This is a genomic window from Streptococcus sanguinis (genome assembly GCF_020729765.1).
In the GTDB taxonomy this organism is placed as follows: Bacteria; Bacillota; Bacilli; order Lactobacillales; family Streptococcaceae; genus Streptococcus; species Streptococcus sanguinis_Q.
On the sequence record NZ_JAJEPD010000016.1, the window covers coordinates 1 to 1,169 of the forward strand.

Annotated in this window: 1 protein-coding gene; it reads left to right on the forward strand. The window is 29.0% G+C overall.

The features are described from left to right. A partial coding sequence (locus tag K4H96_RS00885; protein ID WP_227956314.1) for a DUF262 domain-containing protein occupies positions 1-1,091 on the forward strand: 1,091 nt, incomplete at its 5' end. Between the last annotated feature and the right edge of the window lie 78 nt (positions 1,092-1,169).

The window sequence follows — 1,169 nt, forward strand, 5'->3', positions numbered from 1 at the left end:
TATTTGCTGCAATCAATAATACATTTATAGGAAAAGAGCAGTATATAAAAGATATATTAGGGGAAGAGAATTTTTCTAATATACTAGATGTTCCTGTCTTAAAAGATTGGAATCCCAAAGATCAAATTGAAGAAGATTTGTCTATTACAAATGGATTTTCAAAAGACAGCAGTCAAATTTTTACTCCAAAAAGTATAAGTATTGACAAAAATACGTATTCTGTTTTTGAATTAAATAGAAAATTTAATAAAAGATTGATTAATCTAGATAGTGATTTTCAGCGTTTAGATGTCTGGAGACCTGGTCAGAAATCAGAATTGATAGAAAGTATATTGATGGGATTGCCAATTCCAATTTTCTATTTTAACGAAGGTAGTAATGGTGAGTTGATTGTTGTAGATGGGCGTCAGAGGTTAACTGCATTTTTTGAATTTATGGATAATCGTTTTCCATTAACTGGCCTATCTATTTTATCACAGCATAATGATAAATTATTTAAAGATTTAGACCCACTCTTACAATCGAGGATAGAGGATTATCAGATACAGTCTTATGTTATAGTTCCTCCAACTGATGATTCAATTAAGTTCCATATATTTGATCGAGTTAATCGTGCAGGAACACAATTGAACAAACAAGAAATAAGAAACGCATTATATAATGGACAGATTACAAACTTCCTTAAAGATATAGTAAAATCAGCAATATTTAGACAATCTACATCAGACTATTTCGTTAAAGATACTAGAATGAAAGATAGGTATATTGTACTTCGCTATCTCGCTTTTGAGTTTTATTTCGAGTATTTAAAGTATGGTTATGAGTTTTCGGATATAGATACACTTTTAGGGAATGCGATGAGCTATTTTAATCAATTAGATGAAAAAACTTTTGATTTATATAGTGCTAAAGTTCAGGTTGGTCTTGAGAATGCAATTTTCTATTTAGGTAAGGATGCTTTTATTAATAAAAATAATAAATCTAGTAGACCAATTAATATGAATATTTTTGAAACTCAGATGTATTTTTTGTCTAGAATACCTCAAAAAGAAGAACTGAAACAAGTTGTATCTATATCCGAAAACTCATAACCATACTTTAAATACTCGAAATAAAACTCAAAAGCGAGATAGCGAAGTACAATATACCTATCTTTCATTCTAGTATCT